Origin of the sequence: Rhodovibrio salinarum DSM 9154 (assembly GCF_000515255.1) — a bacterium.
GTDB lineage: Bacteria > Pseudomonadota > Alphaproteobacteria > Kiloniellales > Rhodovibrionaceae > Rhodovibrio > Rhodovibrio salinarum.
This window is the reverse complement of sequence record NZ_KI911559.1, coordinates 1,404,647-1,421,410: the sequence shown is the minus strand read 5'-3', so window position 1 is coordinate 1,421,410 and position 16,764 is coordinate 1,404,647. Positions and strand designations below refer to the sequence as shown.

13 protein-coding genes and 1 tRNA gene are annotated in these 16,764 nt (G+C 67.5%); 4 read left to right on the top strand and 10 right to left on the bottom strand.

Annotation, left to right across the window (positions count from 1 at the left end; genetic code table 11):
* Positions 1-24 precede the first annotated feature (24 nt).
* From ppdK to RHOSA_RS0106565, 7 genes are all read right to left on the bottom strand, one after another.
* Positions 25-2,685 (bottom strand): pyruvate, phosphate dikinase, encoded by a 2,661-nt coding sequence (ppdK, locus tag RHOSA_RS0106595; protein ID WP_027288057.1) that lies wholly within the window; start codon positions 2,683-2,685, stop codon positions 25-27.
* Positions 2,686-2,693: 8 nt separating this feature from the next.
* Complete coding sequence (gene glyS / locus RHOSA_RS0106590; RefSeq protein ID WP_027288056.1) at positions 2,694-4,799, bottom strand: glycine--tRNA ligase subunit beta; 2,106 nt, start codon at positions 4,797-4,799, stop codon at positions 2,694-2,696.
* Entirely contained in the window at positions 4,799-5,746 is a 948-nt protein-coding gene (locus RHOSA_RS0106585; protein WP_051431884.1) for a glycine--tRNA ligase subunit alpha, read from the bottom strand. Before RHOSA_RS0106585 ends, glyS begins: the two co-directional genes overlap by 1 nt.
* A 216-nt stretch (positions 5,747-5,962) precedes the next feature.
* Positions 5,963-6,226 (bottom strand): hypothetical protein, encoded by a 264-nt coding sequence (locus tag RHOSA_RS0106580; protein WP_027288054.1) that lies wholly within the window; start codon positions 6,224-6,226, stop codon positions 5,963-5,965.
* 179 nt (positions 6,227-6,405) lie between these two features.
* The gene (locus tag RHOSA_RS0106575; protein WP_244880624.1) at positions 6,406-7,215 is read right to left on the bottom strand and encodes a S49 family peptidase; all 810 of its coding nucleotides are present in this window, start codon (positions 7,213-7,215) and stop codon (positions 6,406-6,408) included.
* A gap of 173 nt (positions 7,216-7,388) precedes the next feature.
* Positions 7,389-8,171, bottom strand: coding sequence for a tRNA1(Val) (adenine(37)-N6)-methyltransferase (locus tag RHOSA_RS0106570; protein ID WP_027288052.1), 783 nt, complete (start codon positions 8,169-8,171; stop codon positions 7,389-7,391).
* Positions 8,165-8,383, bottom strand: a complete 219-nt coding sequence (locus RHOSA_RS0106565; RefSeq protein ID WP_027288051.1) for a putative signal transducing protein — start codon at positions 8,381-8,383, stop codon at positions 8,165-8,167. The genes RHOSA_RS0106570 and RHOSA_RS0106565 overlap by 7 nt, the downstream gene beginning before the upstream one ends.
* A 296-nt stretch (positions 8,384-8,679) precedes the next feature.
* On the opposite strand from RHOSA_RS0106565, the gene RHOSA_RS0106560 reads away from it, so the two are divergent.
* Positions 8,680-9,648, top strand: coding sequence for a polyprenyl synthetase family protein (locus RHOSA_RS0106560; protein WP_027288050.1), 969 nt, complete (start codon positions 8,680-8,682; stop codon positions 9,646-9,648).
* 13 nt (positions 9,649-9,661) lie between these two features.
* On the opposite strand, the gene RHOSA_RS0106555 is transcribed toward RHOSA_RS0106560, so the two are convergent.
* Complete coding sequence (locus tag RHOSA_RS0106555; protein WP_027288049.1) at positions 9,662-10,849, bottom strand: NnrS family protein; 1,188 nt, start codon at positions 10,847-10,849, stop codon at positions 9,662-9,664.
* Between the two features lie 129 nt (positions 10,850-10,978).
* Positions 10,979-11,055, bottom strand: a tRNA-Pro gene (locus RHOSA_RS0106550).
* A 191-nt stretch (positions 11,056-11,246) separates the two neighbouring features.
* On the opposite strand from RHOSA_RS0106550, the gene RHOSA_RS0106540 reads away from it, so the two are divergent.
* Together RHOSA_RS0106540 and hemA are read left to right on the top strand one after the other, a co-directional pair.
* The gene (locus tag RHOSA_RS0106540) at positions 11,247-12,638 is read left to right on the top strand and encodes an aspartate aminotransferase family protein (protein WP_027288048.1); all 1,392 of its coding nucleotides are present in this window, start codon (positions 11,247-11,249) and stop codon (positions 12,636-12,638) included.
* 436 nt (positions 12,639-13,074) lie between these two features.
* Positions 13,075-14,286 carry a 5-aminolevulinate synthase gene (hemA, locus tag RHOSA_RS0106535; protein WP_027288047.1) on the top strand — a complete coding sequence of 404 codons (1,212 nt, stop codon included), beginning with the start codon at positions 13,075-13,077 and terminating at the stop codon, positions 14,284-14,286.
* A gap of 126 nt (positions 14,287-14,412) precedes the next feature.
* Here hemA and RHOSA_RS0106530 read toward each other — a convergent pair whose 3' ends face one another.
* Positions 14,413-15,120 carry a fumarylacetoacetate hydrolase family protein gene (locus tag RHOSA_RS0106530; RefSeq protein WP_051431883.1) on the bottom strand — a complete coding sequence of 236 codons (708 nt, stop codon included), beginning with the start codon at positions 15,118-15,120 and terminating at the stop codon, positions 14,413-14,415.
* A 409-nt stretch (positions 15,121-15,529) separates the two neighbouring features.
* Between RHOSA_RS0106530 and RHOSA_RS0106525 the strand changes: the two genes are divergently transcribed.
* Positions 15,530-16,615: an ABC transporter ATP-binding protein gene (locus RHOSA_RS0106525; RefSeq protein ID WP_027288045.1), complete on the top strand. Its 1,086-nt coding sequence runs from the start codon at positions 15,530-15,532 to the stop codon at positions 16,613-16,615.
* Positions 16,616-16,764: the final 149 nt, after the last annotated feature.

Genomic DNA, 16,764 nt, shown 5'->3' with positions numbered 1-16,764 from the left:
CGGGCGCTAGCCTTCTCCCTTGCCCTAGCCAGCCTTGAGTGCCGCCTGGGCGGCGGCGAGGCGGGCGATCGGCACCCGGAAGGGGGAACAGGACACGTAGTTCAGGCCGACCTCCTGGCACTGCCGGATCGAGTCGGGATCGCCGCCGTGCTCGCCGCAGATGCCGAGCTTGATGTCGGGCCGGGTCTGCCGGCCGCGCTCGGCCGCCAGCTGCACCAATGCGCCGACGCCGTCCGGGTCCATGGTGATGAAGGGGTCGCGCTCGATGATCCCCTGATGCTCGTAGGACGGCAGGAAGCTTGCGGAATCGTCGCGGCTGATGCCGTAGGCGGTCTGGGTCAGATCGTTGGTGCCGAACGAGAAGAAGTCGGCGTGCTGCGCGATGTGGTTGGCCGTCATGCAGGCGCGCGGCAGCTCGATCATCGTGCCGACCAGATAGTTCACCGTTCGGCCGTGCTTTTCCATCACCTCGGCCGCGACCCGGTCGGTCAGCTCGCGCAGCTGCTTCAGTTCGCGGTCGATGGCGACCAGCGGGATCATGATCTCCGGCTCGACCGTCTCACCCGCCTCTTCGGCAACCTGACAGGCCGCTTCGAAAATCGCGCGGACCTGCATCTCGTAGATTTCAGGATAGGTCACGCCCAACCGGCAGCCCCGGTGCCCCAGCATCGGGTTGGTCTCGCGTAGGCGGTTGGCCCGGGCACGGACCTCGTCGACCGTCAGCCCGGTCGCTTCCGCCATCTCCGCCATCTCGGAGTCCTCGTGGGGCAGGAACTCGTGCAGCGGCGGATCCAGCAGGCGGATGGTCACCGGCAGGCCACGCATGATCCGGAACAGCTGCGCGAAGTCGTCGCGCTGCATGGGCAGGATGCGTTCGAGCGGCTTGCGCCGTCCCTCCGCGCTATCCGCCAGGATCATTTCGCGCACCGCGACGATGCGGTCGCTTTCGAAGAACATGTGCTCGGTGCGGCACAGGCCGATGCCCTCGGCCCCGAACTTGACGGCCGTGCGGGCATCGTTCGGCGTCTCGGCGTTGGTGCGCACCGCCAGCTGACGGATCTTGTCGGCCCACCCCATCAAGGTGGCGAAGTCGCCCGACAGCTCGGGCTCCACGGTGGGTACCCGGCCGCGCATGATCTCGCCGGAGCCGCCGTCGATCGTGATCGTATCGCCGGCCTTCAACTCGATGTCGCGCGCGCGCATCGTGCCGGACTTGGTGTCGATCCGGATTTCGCCCGCCCCGGCGACGCAGGGCCGGCCCATACCGCGCGCGACCACGGCCGCGTGACTGGTCATGCCGCCGCGGGTGGTCAGGATGCCTTCGGCGGCGTGCATGCCGTGGATGTCCTCGGGCGAGGTCTCGGCCCGGCAGAGGATCACCTTCTCGCCCTGCTCGGCCCGCTGTTCGGCCTCGTCAGCGGTAAACACGATGGTACCCGAGGCCGCGCCCGGGGAGGCCGGCAGACCGCGGGAGATCACGTCCTTTTCCGCATCCGGATCGAGGGTCGGGTGCAGCAGCTGATCCAGCGAGCCCGGCGTGACCCGCTGCACCGCCTGCTCTTGCCCGATCAGGCCGTCGTGCACCATGTCGACGGCGATCTTAAGCGCGGCCTTGGCGGTGCGCTTACCGTTGCGGGTCTGCAGCATGTAGAGCGTGCCGCGCTGCACGGTGAACTCGATGTCCTGCATGTCGAGGTAGTGGGACTCGAGCTTGGCGCGCACGTCGCACAGCTGAAGGTAGACCTCCGGCATGGTCTGTTCCATGGACGGCAGGTCGCTCTCGTTCTTCTCCCGGCTGTGCTCGGTCAGCGGCTGCGGCGTGCGGATGCCCGCGACCACGTCCTCGCCCTGGGCGTTGGGCAGGAACTCGCCGTAAAAGTCGTTGTCGCCGGTCGAGGGGTCGCGGGTGAAGGCGACGCCGGTGGCGCAGTCCTCGCCCATGTTGCCGAACACCATGGCCTGCACGTTGACGGCCGTGCCCCACTCCTCGGGGATGTTGTGCAGACGCCGGTAGGTCTTGGCGCGCTGGTTCATCCAGGAGCCGAACACCGCGCCAACGGAATCCCAGAGCTGCTCGTGAACGTCCTGCGGGAAGGGATTGCCGGTGTCCGCCTTGACGATCGCCTTGTACTCCTCGATCAGCTCACGCCAGTCATCGGCGGTCAGCTCGGTGTCGAGGATGTAGCCCTTGCCGTCCTTGTACTGTTCCAGCGCATCCTCGAAGCGGTGATGCTCGACGCCCAGCACGACGTCGCCGAACATCTGGATGAACCGGCGGTAGCTGTCGAAGGCGAAGCGCTCGTCTTCCGATTTGCGCGCCAGACCGGCCACCGTCTCGTCGTTCAGGCCCAGGTTCAGCACCGTATCCATCATGCCCGGCATCGACACCGGCGCGCCCGAGCGCACGGAGACCAGCAGCGGGTTCTCCGGGTCGCCGAAGCTGTGGCCCACCTCGTTCTCGACGCTTTTCAGCGCCTCGCGGACCTGCTGCATCAGGTCGTCGGGATAGGCGCCGTGCTTGATCTGGTAGGCGCAGACCTCGGTGGTGATGGTAAAGCCCGGCGGCACCGGCAGATGCAGCGAGGCCATCTCGGCCAGGTTCGCGCCCTTGCCACCCAAGAGCTGACGCATGTCTTCCCGGCCGTCGGAGCCGTTCGGACCGAAGCTGTAGACCCACTTGGTCATGGTCGTCCCTACCCTTCGATTTTCGAGAAGTCGGCCACCTGGGCCAAGGTCGTGCCGATCCGCTTCAGCAGGCGTAAACGGTTGGCGCGGAGCGTTGGATCCTGAGCGTTGACGGTCACGTCCTCGAAGAAGGCGTCGACCGGCGCCCGCAGCTCTGCCAATGCCTGCATCGCGGCTTGGAAGTCTTCTTGCGCCAACGCACCGTTCGCCTGCCGCGCCGCGGTATCGAGCGCGCGGAACAGGTTGGCCTCCGCCGTCTCGCTCAACGCGTCCTCGGCAACGTCGGTGTCGTAGACCTGCTTGTCCTTCTTCTCCTCGATCCGGACGATATTGGCCGCGCGGCGATACGCGATCAGCAGGTTGGCGCCGTCGTCGGAACGCAAAAAGCCTTCCAGCGCGTCCACCCGCGCCAGCAGCCGGACCAGATCGTCCTCCGGCCCGCCCTCGGGCCGCTCGACCGCGAACACGGCCGCGATCAGGTCGTGGCGCACGCCGCGATCGCGCAGCACCACCTTCAGGCGGTCGGTCAGGAAAGCGAGAACTTCGTCCGCGACCGTCCCGGCATTGGCGGCCTTGCGCACCGCCTCCGGCAGCAGGCCGTGCGCCTCGATAAGCGCGCCGCGCAGGCCCACGCGCAGGCCGTTATCCGTGATCAGCCGCACCACGCCCAGCGCCGCACGGCGCAGGGCGTAGGGGTCCTTGGAGCCGGTCGGTTTCTCGCCGATCGCGAAGAAGCCGGTCAGCGTGTCCAGCTTGTCGGCGAGCGCCACGGCCACGCTTTCGGGCGCGCTCGGGCAGTCGTCGCTCGGGCCCAGTGGCGAATAGTGCTCGCCAACCGCGCGCACGACTTCCGGCGCCTCGCCGTCGGCTTCAGCGTAGTAGCTGCCCATCAGGCCCTGCAGCTCGGGGAACTCGTCGACCATGCCGGTGACGAGGTCCGCCTTGGCGAGGTAGGCGGCGGAGCGCGCCTTGTCCCGATCCGCGCCGACCGGCCCGGCCAACGTGGCGGCCAGCGTCTGCATCCGCTCGACCTTGTCGTGCAGCGTACCCAGCTTCTCCTGGAAAACCACCTCGTGCAGTTGCGCCACCCGGTCGCGCAGCGGCTGCTGGCGGTCGGTCTGCCAGAAGAACTCGGCATCCGCCAGGCGCGCGCGCAGCACCCGCTCGTTGCCGGCGACGATCGCGGCCCCGTTGTCCGGCGTCTTAATGTTGGTGACCACGATGAAGCGGTTGGCGAGCCGGCCGCATTCAGTCTCGGTGGCGAAATACTTCTGGTGGGTGCGCATGGAGACCTGCAGCACCTCCGGCGGCAGCGCCATGAAGCGGTCCTCGATCCGCCCCAGCAGCACCTCCGGCCACTCGGTCAGGCCGGCGTTCTCATCCAAGAGACCGTCGTCGGGGCGCAGCCGCAGCCCTTCCGCCGCGGCGACACGTTCAGCCTCCGTGCGGATGCGTTCGCGGCGGGCATCGCGCGACAGCACGACCCCGGCCTGCTTCAGCTTGGCGCGGTAGTCCTCGAAGTCCGCGACCGCGAAGGCTTCCGGCGCCGTGAAGGGATGGCCGCGCGTTTCGGTCGTGAACTCGAGCGCTTCGCCGCGTCCGAGGTCGAGGCGGCCCGGCACCGGCTCGCCACCAAAGAGGGCCAGAATGCCATGCAGCGGGCGAACGTAGCGCGCGCTCGTCTCCGACCAGCGCATCGACTTCGGCCAAGGCAGTTCCAGCGGCAGCTCCGCCGCCATGTCGGCCAACACCTCGCGGGTCGGCCGGCCGGCGATCTCGCGGACGTGAAACAGGAAGGTACCCTTTTCGGTCTCGCGCTGCTCCGCCTCCTCGATCGAGTTCAAGCCGACCGAGCGCAGGAAGCCGTCGACCGCCTTCTGCGGGGCGTCGACCTTGGGGCCCTTCTTCTCCTCGCGCGTGTCCGGCTGCTTCTCCGGCAACCCATCGACCAGAAGCGCAAGCCGGCGAGGGGAGACGAAGCCCTCAAGCCCTTCGTAGCTCAGGCTCGCGACCTCCAGCTTCTGCTGGGCCAGCTTCTTCAGATCGGCGCACGCCTTGGCCTGCATGCGCGCGGGGATTTCCTCGCTGCGCAGCTCAAGCAGGAACTGGGGCATCAGGCCGCCTCCCCGGCGTCGGTCGTCTGGGTTCGGCTGGCCAGCCACGCCTCGCAGCAGCCCTTCGCCAGCGCGCGCACCCGGCCGATGTAGCTGGCCCGCTCGGTTACCGAGATCACGCCGCGGGCGTCCAGCAGATTGAACAGGTGGCTCGCCTTCATGCACTGGTCGTAAGCCGGTAGGGACAGCGGCGGATCGCGGCGTAGCAGATGATTGCAGGCGTTCTCCGCGTCCTGGAAGTGGCGGAACAGCACCTCGGTATCCGCTTCCTCGAAGTTGTAGGCGGAGAATTCGCGCTCGTTCTGCAGGAAGACGTCGGCGTAGGTCTTGCCGCCCTGGTCCTTGGGCACGCCGTCCCAGTCCAGGTCGAAGATGTTCTCCACGCCCTGGACGTACATCGCCAGGCGCTCCAGCCCGTAGGTCAGCTCCAGCGACACGGGATCGCAGTCGATCCCGCCGACCTGCTGGAAGTAGGTGAACTGACTGACCTCCATGCCATCGCACCAGACCTCCCAGCCGAGGCCCCAGGCGCCCAGCGTCGGGCTTTCCCAGTCGTCCTCCACGAAGCGGATGTCGTGGGCGCGCGTATCGATCCCGATCGCGCGCAGCGAGCCGAGGTAGAGTTCCTGGCTGTCTTTCGGCGAGGGCTTCATCAGCACCTGAAACTGATAATAGTGCTGCACCCGGTTGGGGTTCTCGCCATACCGCCCGTCGGTCGGCCGACGCGAAGGCTGGACATAGGCGCAGTTCCAGGTCTCCGGCCCAAGCGAACGCAGAGTGGTCGCCGGGTGGAAGGTCCCCGCGCCGACCTCCATGTCGTAGGGCTGCAGCAGCACGCAGCCGCGCTCCGCCCAGTAGGTCTGGAGCTTCAGCAGCAGGCGCTGGAAACAGGTTTCGGGGTCGTGGTGTTGGGTGTCGCGGCCTTGGCTGCGGGCCTCGGTGGGCATCGCGTCGTCTGCCTAGCGGTTCGCCGGGGCCTTGAGCGCCCGCCGGTCGCGGGGCTGCCGCCGGTTGTGGTGCACTGCGGGAACGGCGCGGACCTTAGCCGCGACGATACGGCGAATCAACGCCGTACCTCCGTAGCTTTGCGTCCCGCTGATGGCTGGCGAAAACGGCCGCTTGGGCGCCTCGCACTTGAGAGGAAGGGGAGAGGGCGACCGTCGCTAATACGGACAGTCCGGACGGCCGCAGTTACGCGCGCCCTTGGGCGCGACGTAGGCCATGCAGGCCGGGCACTGGACCATGTCCTGCGCCTTCTCGCGGCCTTTCCGGGCGTTCACCGGCTCGCCGTCGCGCCGGCGTTCGACGCGGTCGCGCGCCTCCGCGGCCTTCTCGCGCTGGTACTGCAGGCGCGCGACGTACTTGAAGCCGAACCAGACGGCCGCGATCACCGCAGCCAGAACGAGCAGTTTCGAAAAGGAGAACATGCCCGCATTTGGCCCGGACGCCTTGGGCTGGTCAAGCCGGTGGCACCCCACTAGGGCTGCCACGCATCCAAGGGATGTGAGCGGTCGGGAGAAGCTTGGGGCGCCCGCACCCTGCGGCAAAACGCCCCTGATAGCTGAAACCCGCGCGTCAGCCCGCCGCCACGCCCCCGGAGAAGGGCTTACAACCCATAGCGCGACCAGAGCGCGCGTTCTTCCGCCGCGGACAGGAGATCGCCGGCCCAACTGCCGTCGCCAGCCCCGTCGAAAAAGGTACTCAGGGAAGCGCCGCCGAACTTGCGCTTGAGCCAGGACTGCTTCGGTTCGACCAGCGGCAGCCGCACCTTCTCGCCGAACACGCCCCGCAACGTCTGGCGCAGCTCGCCGAGGCCGTCGATCAGGCCCAGCTTGTAGGCTTCCTGTCCGGTCCAGAACGCGCCGGAAAAGAGTTCGGATTCCTCGGCGTTCAGCTTGCCCTGGCGGCGGTCGCGCACCATCGCCTTAAAGTGTTCGTGGATCTCCGCCTGGATCTCCTTGAGCCGTGCGACCTCGTCCGGGTCCTCTTTCTGGAAGGGGTCGAGGATCACCTTCTTCTCGCCACTGGTATGCACCCGGCGCTCCACGCCGTAGCGCTGAATCAGGTCCTGGAAGCCAAAGCCGGCCGCGACCACACCGATCGAGCCCACGATCGAAGCCTTCGAGGCATAGATCTCGTCGCCCGCGCACGCGAGCCAATAGCCGCCCGAGGCCGCGACGTCCTCGCAGAAAACGTAGACCTTGAGGTCCTTCTCCTCGGCGTGCTGGCGAATCCGGCTGGCGATCAACTCGGACTGCACGGGCGAACCGCCCGGCGAATTGACCGCGAGCGCCACCGCCTTGGCGCCGGAGGTGGAGAACGCCCGGCGAATCGGCTCCGCCAGCGCGCTGGCGGTCAGGCCCGAGCGCAGCGCCCCGCCCTGCCCGATCGCGCCGTTGAGGCGCAGAACGGGCACCACGGGCTTGTTCTTGGAAAAGCGTCTAAGGCCGGGAATCCGAGAGATGAGCTTATATATCATGGTGGCTAAATGACCCCGAGTTCGGGTGTTTGCCAAGGATGGGTTACAGGCCTGCACGCACCTGGGGCTAAAACGCGAAAATTCGATAGGGGACTTTCACGCTGGACACCCTATCGCAGCTTCAGCGGGACAACGTCCTCCAGGATCGCGCGCGCTTCCAAGGTAAAACCGCCATCGCTATGCAGGGTCAGGCCGGTCGCGAGCGTCGCCGGACCGCCAACGCCGACACGCCCCTGCACCAGCACGCGCTTGGCCGGCTTGCCGGCCGCGGGCCAAAGCGGACAGACGACCAGCGCGCCAGCAACCCGCCCCATCTCGCTCAACAGTTCAGGCAGGCGATCGGCGCGGTGGATGACCGTAACGGTCCCGCCACGCCGTGTTGCCCGCGCCAGCGCCGAGATCCAATCGGGCAGGCGCGCCGCGCCCTCGACGTTCGCCGCCGCGCGCAGCGGATCGCTCGGCGCATCCGCCGTGCCGGCCGCCAGGTAGGGCGGATTCGCGAACGCATGGTCGAAGGCGCCCGACGCCACGTCCGACGGCGGGTCGAGCAGGTCGCCCGCGTATACCTCGAAACGATCGCCCACGTCGTTTGTCGCCGCGTTAGACCGGGCCAGGCGAACCAAGGCGGGCTGCGCCTCCAGACCGCTCACCCGCCCCTCCGGCACGCGCGCCAGCAGGCACAGCGCCGCCGCCCCGGCGCCGCAGCCGAGTTCCAGCGCCCGCTCGCCGCCCCGCAGCGGCACCGCGGCGGCCAGCAGCACCGGATCGAGGGCGGCCCGATAGCCATGCATCGGCTGGGCCAGCGCGACCCGCCCCCCCAGCAGGCGGTCGTGCGTCACCGCCAGATCGTCGCTCCCCGTAGACTCCGCTTCCGGATCGGCTGGCCTCACCATTCGCTGTAGCCCTCGCCCGCATCCTCCAGCACCCGCCGCGCGCGCTCCAGATCTTCCGCCAGGACGCACAGCCGGCGCGGGATCGCGCCGATCGACCCCTCGACGATCGAGGTATGGGTGTCCAGCACCACCGCCTCGATCCCGGCATCGGCCAGCAACGCCTGGATCCAGGAAAGCTTCACGGGATCGTTGGTGCGCAGCAGTTCGCGCATGCTTCTTCTCGTCCCCTGCCGCCACGCTCTGGCGGTCCCTGCGGGGGTTTGGCACAGCGGCGGTGCCCTTGACCCCCTTTGAATGCCCTCTATGCTCCCGCCCCAATGCGGCGTACCGCAGACGTAGTGCGGCATACCGCAAGCTGACAAACCAGATAAATCGACACCGATCCGACAAAAGACGGGCGAGGAGCCGGGACGTGGCCGTGGCCCCCGACGCGAACAAGCAGGCCCCGGGCAATACACCGGGCACAGACAGCGATAAGGGCAGCGACAAGGGCGACGCCAAGCAGGGGATCGCGCCGCTGCAACAGCTGTGCGCGGAGGACCTGCAGGCCGTCAACGCGGTGATTCGCGAGCATATGCAGTCGCCCGTGGCGCTGATCCCACAACTCGCCGGCCACATCATCGCCGCCGGCGGCAAGCGCCTGCGCCCGCTGCTGACCCTCGCCAGCGCGCGGATGTGCGGCTACCAGGGCCGCCGGCACATCGGCCTGGCTGCCAGCGTGGAGTTCATCCACACCGCGACCCTGCTGCACGACGACGTGGTCGACGAGAGCGAACTGCGCCGCGGGCTGGACACCGCCAACTCGCTGTGGGGCAATCAGGCCAGTGTGCTGGTCGGTGACTTCCTGTTCTCCCGCGCCTTTCAGCTGATGGTCGCCGACGGCTCGATGCGCACGCTGGAGATCCTGTCCAACGCCTCCGCGATCATCTCCGAGGGCGAGGTTCACCAGCTGATCACCACCAACGACACCGACACCAACGAGCAGGCCTACCTTGAGGTGATCGAGGGCAAGACGGCCGCGCTGTTCGCCGCCGCCTGCCAGATCGGCGCGGTGATGGCGGAGCGCTCGGCGGACGAAGAGCAGGCCCTGCGCAGCTTCGGCACCGGCCTGGGCATGGCGTTCCAGCTGGTCGATGACGTGCTCGACTACTCCGCCAAGCAGGAAGCGCTTGGCAAGACGGTCGGTGACGACTTCCGCGAGGGGAAGATCACCCTGCCCGTCGTGCTCGCCTTCGAGCGCGCGGACGCGGACGAAAAGGCGTTCTGGCGGCGCTGCCTGGAGGAGATGGACCAGCGCGAGGGCGACCTGCCCCACGCCATGCAGCTCCTGCAGAAGCACGACTGCCTGAATGACAGCCTGGAACGCGCCCGCGCCTATGGCCGCAACGCCCGCACCGCGATGGACGTCTTCCCCGACGGCGAGATCAAGCAGGCCCTGATCGACGCGCTCGACTTCTCGATCGAGCGGGCCTACTAGGCATCCCCCCCTATCATCGCGGCCGCATCTGCAGGGGGCCGTAGAGCGCCACGTACAGTCCAAAGCCGGCGATCCAGGCAAGTGCGCTGGCGCCGAGCAAGCTCAGGTATCCCCCACCCGACATCGGGGCCGCGAGACGCAACGCGGCGGCAAGCGCCACCAGCGCGAACAGCGCGGCCGACCCTGCCCCCCCGGTGAGCGCGCGGCCCGTGTGTCCCAGCGTCGCGCGGGTCATCACGGCGGCGGGCATGGTCCCCATCGCCCCGGCGGTCAGCGCGTGCAACGCCGTCGTCTGCGCCACCGCATCGCTCAGCGCGGCGAGCGCGAGCAATCCGAACCCGACCGCCAGCCAGGCGTAACCGACGTGCAGCACGAGCAGCAGTGGCTCGCGCCAGGTCCGGTGCCCCTGCCAGCGGCTCAGCCGCCAGGCGTTGGCGAGCGCGGCCCCGCCCGACAACACGCCCGTGACCGCATGGTCCGGCCACCCCGTCCAGGCTGCCGCCGCAAGACCGGTCAGCGCAACCACCGCCCGATCCGCCCGATTGGCGGAGGCCGGGCGGTGCCTGCCATCCCGCTTAGCGAGCCAGTTGCGGGTAAACGACGGCACGATCCGCCCACCGACCAGCGCGATCAGGAACGCGAACGCCCCGATCGCCAGCCGCAGGCCATAGCCGGAGTCGACGCCGGCGACCGGGTCCAGGTGCACAAGCGCATTGGCGCCCGCGACCACGAGCGTCGCCCCCACGACCGGCAGGTTGCGCCAGTTCCGCCCGGCCACAACCTCGCGCGCGAGCGCGGCCGGCAAGGCCAGGAAGAACAACAGATCGAGGATCATCGCCGCCGGCGCGCCGATCACGCCGGAGGTGGCACAGGCGAGCCGTCCCAATGCCCAAAGACCGGCGAGCATGGCAAGGGGCGCGCCCTGGATCGGCATCCGGCCGGTCCAGTTCGGCACCGCGGTCGCCAGGAACCCGGCCATCGCCGCGCCGACGAAGCCGAACAGCATGGCGTGCGCGTGCCAAACCGCGGGCCGGAACGCGGTGGGCAGCGGCACGCCCTCAAGCAATACGCCCGACCACAGCAGCATCCCGGCGACCGCCCAAACGCCGGCGCCCAGGAAAAACGGCCGGAACCCCTGCGACAGCACCGCCGGCCCGCTATACCGGCGATACCGCGGAATCGCAGCGCCCCGCCCGGCCATCCAAACCTCCATTCCACGTATAACTTCGCAGCGCGACGCTAAGGGCTCGGCAACCGGGCAGGCAATGGCACAACGCAAAAAAGCCGGCTCCCCTCGGAGAACCGGCTTCTTGCGACGTGCCAATCATATTGGTCGGGGCGGCTGGATTCGAACCAACGGCCTCCGCCTCCCGAAGACGGCGCTCTACCAGGCTGAGCTACGCCCCGTCAGCGCGGGCGTGTATATCGCCTGACGGACGCCCTGACAATGGCCGCGTTCGAGATTTTGTTCAACTTCTGGCACGCCCTCGCCCCGCCCGGAGTCGCGGGAGGCTTGGCGGGCCCGGCAGCGGCGGCGTAGCCTGTCGCGGTCGAACGACACCCCCTTCTATTTACGCAGGACAGCCGAGCCGAAAGCCATGCAGCACGATCGTCCGAATTCCCCGGCCGCACGCGACGTCGCCTATCACTTCCACCCCTACACCGACGCGCGCGCGCACGAAGAGCAGGGCCCGCTGATCATCACCAAGGGCGCGGGCTGCACCGTCACCGACGACAGCGGCAAGCAGTACATCGAAGGGATGGCCGGGCTGTGGTGCACGGCGCTGGGCTACGGCCAGGAGCGGCTGATCCAGGCGGCCGAGCGGCAGCTGCGCGAACTCGCCTACTACCACTCCTTCGCGCACAAGGTGCCGCCCAGCGTCATCGAGCTGTCGGAGACGCTGCTCGGAATCGCGCCGGGGAAGATGGGCAAGGTTGCCTACGCCAACTCCGGGTCGGAGGCGAACGACACGGCCGTGAAGTTCGTCTGGTACTACAACAACGCCCTCGGCCGGCGGGAGAAGAAGAAGATCATCTCCCGCAAGCGCGGCTACCACGGCATCACGATCGCCTCCGGCTCGCTGACCGGCATCCCGAAGAACCACCTCGACTTCGACCTGCCGATCGAGGGCGTACGCCACACCGGCTGTCCGCACTACCATGCCGAGGCGCACGCCGGGGAGAGCGAGGAGGCGTTCAGCCAGCGCCTGGCCGACGAGTTGGACCAGTTGATCCAGGACGAGGGGCCGGAGACGGTCGCCGCGATGATCGCCGAGCCAGTGATGGGCGCGGGCGGCGTCGTGATCCCGCCGGCCGGCTACTGGAAGAAAGTCCAGGCGGTGCTGAAGAAGCACGACGTGCTGCTGATCGCCGACGAGGTGATCTGCGGCTTCGGCCGGACCGGACAGATGTTCGGCTGCCAGACCTTCGGGATCGAGCCCGACATGGTGACCTGCGCCAAGGCGCTGTCGAGCGCCTACGTGCCGATCTCCGCGATCATGATGCGCGACGAGATCTACCAGGCGATCGCCGACAACACGCACAAGATCGGCACCTTCGCCCACGGCTTCACCTACTCCGGCCACCCGGTCGCCGCGGCCGTGGCGCTGGAGACGCTGAAGATCTACGAGGAGATGGATATCGCCGCGCGGGCCCGCGACCTGTCGCCGCACCTGCAGGACGGCCTGCGCGCCTACGCCGACCATCCGCTGGTCGGCGAGGTTCGCGGCGTCGGCCTGATCGCCGGCGTCGAGCTGCTGGCCGACAAGGCGACCCGCACGCCGTTCGATCCGGTGGGCAAGGTCGGCGGCTACCTCGACGCGCGCTGCCGCGACCATGGCGTGATCTTGCGCAACATGGGCGACACGCTGGCGTTCTGCCCGCCGCTGGTGATCGAGCCGAAACAGATCGACGAGATCGTCGCCGCTTTCGGCCGAGCGCTGGAGGAGACCTGGGACTGGGTCCAGCGCGAAGGCCTGGCGGCGGCCTGACTTCACCCACCGGCACACGTTCATCGGATGTTCAGTCGAGGCACGCTATGCCCCGACACCGATGAGCGTGTCGGACGAATGGCGTGTCAACCTGGCTTGTCGTTTTCGGATTGACGTTGTGTCAACTCAGCGCGACAGTTTGTTCTTGGCAGCAACGCCAACAGTCGGCAGACTGAAGGCTGGCTATCGGTCCCGATCCGGCGCGACGGAAGCGCACATGGGGCGTCTGCGGTCTTGATCCGCACCCCCTGTTATCGACACGTGACGGATTGGATCGTACCGCACATATGGACGTCAGCGATCGGCTGTACGTCAGTGATCGGCGGACAGGGCACGCGCAACGGCCCCGCGAGCCCGCCGACCAGTATCCCAAGGACGCGGCGCATGGGGGACAGCCCCGCGCCGGGTCCACCGAGCATCGGGGCGAGGTAGTATTATGGACTACGGGCAGTTCTTCAAAGGCAAGCTGGACGAGCTCAAGCAGGAGGGCCGTTACCGCTACTTCGCGGAGCTTGAGCGCTGCGCCGGGGATTTCCCGCACGCCGTCCACCACGGCAAGCCCGAAGTTGGTCAGGTCACCGTTTGGTGCTCCAACGACTACCTCGGCATGGGGCAGAACCCCAAGGTGCTGCAGGCCATGCACGAGGCGATCGACCGCTGCGGCGCTGGCGCCGGCGGCACGCGCAACATCTCCGGCACCAACTACTACCACGTCCAGCTGGAGAAAGCGCTGGCCGACTGGCATAACAAGGAAGCGGCCCTGCTGTTCACCAGCGGCTACGTCTCCAACATGGCCTCGCTCGCCACGCTGGGGGCGCGGTTGCCCGACTGCGTGATCCTGTCGGACTCCTACAATCACGCCTCGATGATCGAGGGCATCCGGCATTCCCGCGCCGAAAAGGTGATCTGGAAGCACAACGACGTCGCCGATCTGGAGCGCAAGCTGGCGGCGATCGATCCCAGCCGGCCGAAGGTCGTGGCATTCGAGAGCGTCTACTCGATGGACGGCGACATCGCCCCGATCGCAGATATTTGCGACGTCGCGGAGAAGTACAACGCGCTCACCTACCTCGACGAGGTGCACGCGATCGGCCTGTACGGTCCGACCGGCGGGGGCGTGGCGGAGCGTGACGGCCTGATGGACCGTCTGGACATCATCGAGGCGACCCTGGGCAAGGCGATCGGCTGCGTTGGCGGTTACATCACCGGCAACGCCGACCTCGTCGACTTCATCCGTTCTTATTCCTCCGGCTTCATCTTCACCACCGCCCTGCCGCCGCACGTCGCAGCCGGCGCGCTGGCGAGCGTCGAGCACCTGAAGGAAAGCCAGATCGAGCGCGAGCGCCACCAGGAGCGCGCCGCGACGCTGAAGCGCAAGCTGGCCGCCGCCGGGCTGCCGGTGGTGCACACCGAAAGCCACATCGTGCCGGTGATGGTGTGCGACCCGACGCTGTGTCGCGAAGCTTCGGACCTGTTGCTGGAGCGTCACGGCCTGTACGTCCAGCCGATCAACTATCCGACCGTCCCGCGCGGCAGCGAGCGGCTGCGGTTGACGCCGAACCCCTGCCACAGCGACGCGGACATGGACCACCTGACCCAGGCCCTGATCGACGTCTGGGCACGCCTGGGGCTGCGTCAGGCGGCGTAGCCGCCCACGCACGACGGGGGAGGACGGGCTCCGCCGCCCTTTCGCGACCCGATCAACGCTTTAACGGTCCATCCGCGAAGAGCGAGATGGACCGTTTTGTATGCGCGTTTCCAAGGACGCACTCCCCTACCCGATCGCGACCTCCAACGCCCCGATGCCGGCGACATGGCCGTGCAGGCGGTCGCCGCGCTGTACAGGACCGACGCCGGCCGGCGTGCCCGTCATGATCAGATCGCCGGGTTGGAGTGTGAACAGGCCGGACAGGATCGCGATCATCTCCGGCACCTTCCAGATCATCTGCACCAGGTCGCCTTCCTGCCGCCGTTCGCCGTTGACGTCGAGCCAGATCGCGCCGGCATCCGGGTGGCCGATCTTTGAGGCTGGCACGACCGGACCGCACGGAGCCGAGTGCTCGAACGCCTTGCCGACCGCCCAGGGGCGGCCGAGCTTCTTCGCCTCCCCCTGCAGATCGCGCCGGGTCATGTCGAGCGCGACCGCATAGCCGTAAACGTAGTCGAGCGCGCGCGCGGTCGGGATATCGCGGCCGCCCGCCTGCAGCGCGACCACGAGTTCGATCTCGTGGTGCAGATCCGAGGTCGCGGGCGGATAGGGCATCTCGGGCACCCCACACAGCAGGTTGTCCGGGTTCTTTTGAAAGAAGAACGGCGGCTCCTTGTTGGGGTCGTGGCCCATCTCAACGGCGTGCGCGGCGTAGTTCCGTCCGACGCAATACACCCGGTGCACCGGGAACCGCCGGCTGTCGCCGACGACCGGCAGCAGGACGGACGTGGGCGCGGGCACGACCGTGTCGTGGGTTGCGGAGCAATCGGACACGCTTTTCCTCCTTGGGCTGCGTCTTGCTGATCGCCGGCGGCAAGCCGTCACGTTCTCGTCAAAGCGTTCCGGCTCCGACCTTCTGCCGGATCACCCGATCGGAGGCCAGAGGAACAGTCCGTATGCTCCCGACCGGCGCACTCGGGCCAGTCCCAATCTTGAAACAAAATGACTCCCAATCAGGTAGCGGATCGATTAGCCTTAGCCAAACGGCGACAGGGCGCCGTGGTGTCGGGACCGTCAAAAAAACAACGGGTCGACGCCGAACCAAGGCAAATCACGCACCACTGGCGGACTGGTTGGTGCGGGCATAGCGCCGTGACGGCAAGTCGTTCCAGGCTCGGCATTCGTGCAAGACCTCGTGAACGCTTGTAAGCGCCACGGTGCCTGGGAGACGAAAAGGACGGGGATGTCGCACGACAATATCGTTGAATTCAACCATGTGCAGAAGAGCTATGACGGCGAAACGCTCGTCGTAAAAGACCTCAACCTGCACGTGGCCCGCGGCGAATTTCTCACCCTCCTCGGCCCATCCGGCTCCGGCAAGACCACCGTCTTGATGATGCTGGCCGGCTTCGAGGTCCCCACCCATGGCGAAATCCTGCTGAACGGCACGCCGATCAACGCGGTGCCGCCGCACAAGCGTGGGATCGGGATGGTGTTCCAGAACTACGCACTGTTCCCGCACATGACGGTGGCGGAGAACCTCCGCTTCCCACTCGACGTGCGTAAGATGAACCGGGCGGATGCCGACAAGAAGGTGCAGCGCGCGCTCGACATGGTCCGGCTGGGCCAGTTCGGCAATCGTCGCCCGGGCCAGTTGTCCGGCGGCCAACAGCAGCGCGTAGCGGTCGCCCGGGCGTTGGTGTTCGATCCGGATCTGGTGTTGATGGACGAGCCGCTCGGCGCGCTGGACAAGAACCTGCGCGAGGAGATGCAGCTCGAGATCAAGCACATCCACGAGCAGCTGGGCGTCTCGGTCGTCTACGTCACGCACGACCAGTCGGAGGCGCTGACCATGTCGAACAGGATCGCCGTGTTCGACGATGGCATCATCCAGCAGCTGGCCACCCCGGATCAGCTTTACGAGCAACCGCAAAACGCGTTCGTCGCCTACTTCATCGGCGAGAACAACCGCCTGCGCGGCACGGTCAAGCACGTCAACGGCGAAGCCTGCGACGTCGAACTGGACAACAACGGCGGCACGGTGAAGGCGCTGCCGGTCAACGTTGCCGGCGAGGGGCAGAAAACCACGCTGTCGCTCCGTCCCGAACGGGTCGAGGTCAATCCCAGTAACGGCATCGACAACGCCTTCGATGCGCAGGTCGAAGAGCTGATCTACCTGGGCGATCACATCCGCACGCGGGTACGCGTCTGCGGCAACGACGAGTTCGTCATCAAAATCCCCAACGCCTCCGGTCACGCCATCATTAAGAAGGGCGAAACCGTGAAGGTCGGCTGGGCGACGCAGGATTGCCGCGCCCTGGATGCATGATGCGCCAGGCGCGGCGGCGTGGCCGTCGAGGTCGGCGAAGCCGACAAGCCGGCGGCCCTCAGGCCGGCGCTACGGTGCCGTGCCTTCGAATTCGGTCGAACACCGGGTTCGCTGAGCCGAGTTCGCCGAATCGATCTCAAAGCATCATG

Excerpts from the sequence above, each read along its gene's own strand:
- ppdK (WP_027288057.1), bottom strand. The coding sequence starts at position 2,685 with ATGACCAAGTGGGTCTACAGCTTCGGTCCGAACGGCTCCGACGGCCGG.
- glyS (WP_027288056.1), bottom strand. The coding sequence starts at position 4,799 with ATGCCCCAGTTCCTGCTTGAGCTGCGCAGCGAGGAAATCCCCGCGCGC.
- RHOSA_RS0106585 (WP_051431884.1), bottom strand. The coding sequence starts at position 5,746 with ATGCCCACCGAGGCCCGCAGCCAAGGCCGCGACACCCAACACCACGAC.
- RHOSA_RS0106580 (WP_027288054.1), bottom strand. The coding sequence starts at position 6,226 with ATGTTCTCCTTTTCGAAACTGCTCGTTCTGGCTGCGGTGATCGCGGCC.
- RHOSA_RS0106570 (WP_027288052.1), bottom strand. The coding sequence starts at position 8,171 with ATGGTGAGGCCAGCCGATCCGGAAGCGGAGTCTACGGGGAGCGACGAT.
- RHOSA_RS0106565 (WP_027288051.1), bottom strand. The coding sequence starts at position 8,383 with ATGCGCGAACTGCTGCGCACCAACGATCCCGTGAAGCTTTCCTGGATC.
- RHOSA_RS0106555 (WP_027288049.1), bottom strand. The coding sequence starts at position 10,849 with ATGGCCGGGCGGGGCGCTGCGATTCCGCGGTATCGCCGGTATAGCGGG.
- RHOSA_RS0106540 (WP_027288048.1), top strand. The coding sequence starts at position 11,247 with ATGCAGCACGATCGTCCGAATTCCCCGGCCGCACGCGACGTCGCCTAT.
- hemA (WP_027288047.1), top strand. The coding sequence starts at position 13,075 with ATGGACTACGGGCAGTTCTTCAAAGGCAAGCTGGACGAGCTCAAGCAG.
- RHOSA_RS0106525 (WP_027288045.1), top strand. The coding sequence starts at position 15,530 with ATGTCGCACGACAATATCGTTGAATTCAACCATGTGCAGAAGAGCTAT.